This window comes from Kitasatospora sp. NPDC057542 (assembly GCF_042801945.1).
In the GTDB taxonomy this organism is placed as follows: domain Bacteria; phylum Actinomycetota; class Actinomycetes; order Streptomycetales; family Streptomycetaceae; genus Kitasatospora.
This window is the reverse complement of the sequence record NZ_JBHVFE010000697.1, coordinates 1-3,102: the sequence shown is the minus strand read 5'-3', so window position 1 is coordinate 3,102 and position 3,102 is coordinate 1. Positions and strand designations below refer to the sequence as shown.

Sequence of the window (3,102 nt, the reverse complement as noted above, 5' to 3'; positions counted from 1 at the left end):
GTTCCCGGGTGTGCGAACGGTCAGTGGTGGAAGCCCGACCGGGCCGGCATCCCGAGATCCCGGAGCGGGACGGGCTGGCGCCGCAGCTCCGGCAGCAGCCGGCCGAGGTCGGCCAGCAGCAGGTCGGCGAGGTCCCGGGAGAAGCCGTTGCGGCAGACCACGCGGAGCACCGACAGGTCCTCCCGGTCGGCCGGGAAGGTGTACGCGGGCACCTGCCAGCCGCGCTCGCGCAGCCGCCGCGAGACGTCGAACACGTCGAAGGACGTGCCCTCGGTGGTGGTGAAGGCGAACACCGGGACCTGGTCGCCGTGGGTCAGCAGCCGGAAGCAGTCCAGCTTCCCGATCTCCCCGGCCAGGTAGGTCGCGACGTCCCGGCAAGCGCCCTGGACCACCCGGAAGCCGTCCCGGCCGAGCCGCAGGAAGACGTAGTACTGCGCCGCGACCTGGGCGCCGGGCCGGGAGAAGTTGAGGGCGAAGGTCGGCATCTCGCCGCCCAGGTAGTTGACCCGGAAGACCAGTTCCTCCGGCAGCGCCTCCTCGTCCCGCCACAGCGCCCAGCCGACGCCCGGGTAGACCAGCCCGTACTTGTGCCCGGAGGTGTTGATCGAGGCCACCCGGGGCAGTCGGAAGTCCCAGACCAGCTCGGGGTCGAGGAAGGGCGCCACCATGCCACCGGAGGCGCCGTCCACGTGCACCGGGATGTCCAGGCCGGTGCGTTCCTGGAGCTCGTCCAGGGCCGCGCAGATCTCCGCGATCGGCTCGTACGATCCGTCGAAGGTCGAGCCGAGGACGCCGACCACGCCGATGGTGTTCTCGTCGCACAGCGCGACCGCCTGTTCGGCGCCGAGGTGGAAGCGCTCGCCCTCCATGGGCGCGGTGCGGGCCTCGATCTCCCAGAAGGTGCAGAACTTCTCCCAGCACACCTGGACGTTGACGCCCATCACCAGGTTGGGCCGGGCCCCGGCGGCGTAGCGCTCGGCGTTGCGGCGCATCCAGCGGCGCTTGAGCGCCATGCCGGCCAGCATGCAGGCCTCGCTGGAGCCGGTGGTGGAGCAGCCGACCGCGGAGTCCGGGTCGGGGGCGTTCCAGAGGTCGGCGAGGATGGCCACGCAGCGCCGCTCCAGCTCGGCGGTCTGCGGGTACTCGTCCTTGTCGATCATGTTCTTGTCCAGGCACTCGGTCATCAGCCGGGTGGCCTGCACCTCCATCGAGGTGGTGACGAAGGTCGCCAGGTTGAGCTTGGCGTTGCCGTCCAGCATCAGCTCGTCGTGGATCAGCTGGTACGCGGTGTCGGCCGCGACCGGGCCCTTGCCGAGCCGGTGCACCGGCGGGGCGAGCTCCATCGAGCCCAGCGGGTCGGCGGCGCCCACGAACGGGCTGACGCTCAGTCGGCGGCCGTTGCCGGCGCCCTTGTGCAAGGCCATGGGATGCTGCTGCCCTTCACCTCGGTGGCTGTGTCCCGGCCCACGCTGCCACCGGGAGCCGGGTGACGCATCTTCACCGTCGGTTTCAGGTCGACGGGGCCGACGCCACCTCCGGGTGGATCTGGTCGCGGGCGGCCCGGTACTGCCGGCGCACCGCCGAGCCGATCGCCAGGTCCTGCTCCCCGTCGGGCTCGACGGTCTCGGCGTCCGGCAGCTCCCACTCCGGCGGCTCCGGGGTGCCCGCCAGCGCCCAGGCGGCCTGCCGGGCGGCCCCGCGGGCGGCGTGCGCGCCCGGCGGCGGCACCACGACCGGGACGCCGAACAGCATCGGGGCGATGTGCCGGACGGCGGGCAGCCGTCCGGCCGTGCCGAGCAGGAACACCCGCTTCACCGCGACGCCCTGGGCGCGCAGCACGTCGAGGGCGTCGGCGATGTTGCAGAGCATGCCCTCGACGGCGGCGCGGGCCAGGTGCTGAGGGGTCATCGCCTCGGCCCGCAGGCCGGTCAGGGTGCCGGCCGCGTGCGGCAGCGCGGGAGTGCGCTCGCCGTCCAGGTACGGCAGCAGCACCAGGCCGTAGGCGCCGGGGGAGGAGTGCAGGGCGAGGTCGCTCAGGCCCTCCAGGTCCCGGCCGAGCAGGGCGGCGGTGGAGCGCAGCACCTGGGCGGCGTTGAGGGTGGCGACCATCGGCAGGTGCCGGCCGCTCGCGTCGGCGAAGGAGGAGACCAGGCCGGAGGCGTCCACCACGGCCTCCTCGTGCACCGCGAAGATCGTCCCGGCGCTGCCGAGCGAGACCACCGCATCGCCCGGGCCGAGGCCCAGGCCCAGCGCGGCGGCCATGTTGTCCCCGGTGCCGGCCGAGATCAGCAGGCCCTCGGGGGTGTGCCCGGCGGGCTCGGCCGGGGGCAGGACGTCGGGCAGCCTGAGCTCGTGGCCGAGCGCCAGCTCCACCAGGTCCTGCCGGTACTCGCCGGTGACCGGCGACCAGTAGCCGGTGCCGGAGGCGTCGCCGCGGTCGGTGGTGCGGCGCTTGGGGTGGCCGAGCAGCTGCCAGACCAGCCAGTCGTGCGGCAGCAGCACCTCGGCGACCCGGCGGGCGTTGGCCGGCTCGAACTCGGCCAGCCAGCGCAGCTTGGCGATGGTGTAGGTGGGGGCGGGCACGGCGCCGATCGCGGCGGTCCAGGCGGCCGCGCCGCCGAAGGCCTCCAGCAGCTTGGCGGCGGCGCCGCCGGAGCGCGGGTCGTTCCACAGGATCGCCGGGCGGACCAGCACCCCGCCCGCGTCCAGGCCGATCATCCCGTGCTGCTGGGCGCTGACCCCGATCGCCCGGACGCCCTCCAGCAGGCCGCCGGTCGCGGCGTCGCCGAGCGAGTGCAGCCAGACCTGGGGGTCGGCCTCCCCGGGGCAGAGGTCCTGGTCCTCGGGGACGGGGTGGGGCGCCTTGCCGGAGCGCAGGACGGCGCCGGTGTCGGCGTCGCACGCGACGATCCGGGTGCGGTTGGTCGAGCTGTCTATCCCCGCGACGATGGCCATGCCGAGATCATGCCTCAGCCCGGCCCCGGACGCGTCCGGGCCGGGTGGTCCGTTGCCGGTTCGCGACCGCGGGTTGGGGTTCGCTTGGCCCTGGTGTCACCGTCCCGTCACGGACCGGCGGTAGGCCGCCGGGCCGCGCGTCACGTG

At 74.2% G+C, this 3,102-nt stretch carries 2 protein-coding genes; both read right to left on the bottom strand.

The genetic code is table 11. From position 1 onward, the window contains the following. Positions 1-20: 20 nt before the first annotated feature. Complete coding sequence (locus ACFU7Y_RS42245) at positions 21-1,424, bottom strand: glutamate decarboxylase (protein ID WP_224284979.1); 1,404 nt, start codon at positions 1,422-1,424, stop codon at positions 21-23. An 85-nt stretch (positions 1,425-1,509) separates the two neighbouring features. Continuing rightward, positions 1,510-2,955: an FGGY family carbohydrate kinase gene (locus tag ACFU7Y_RS42240; RefSeq protein ID WP_380771742.1), complete on the bottom strand. Its 1,446-nt coding sequence runs from the start codon at positions 2,953-2,955 to the stop codon at positions 1,510-1,512. Between the last annotated feature and the right edge of the window lie 147 nt (positions 2,956-3,102).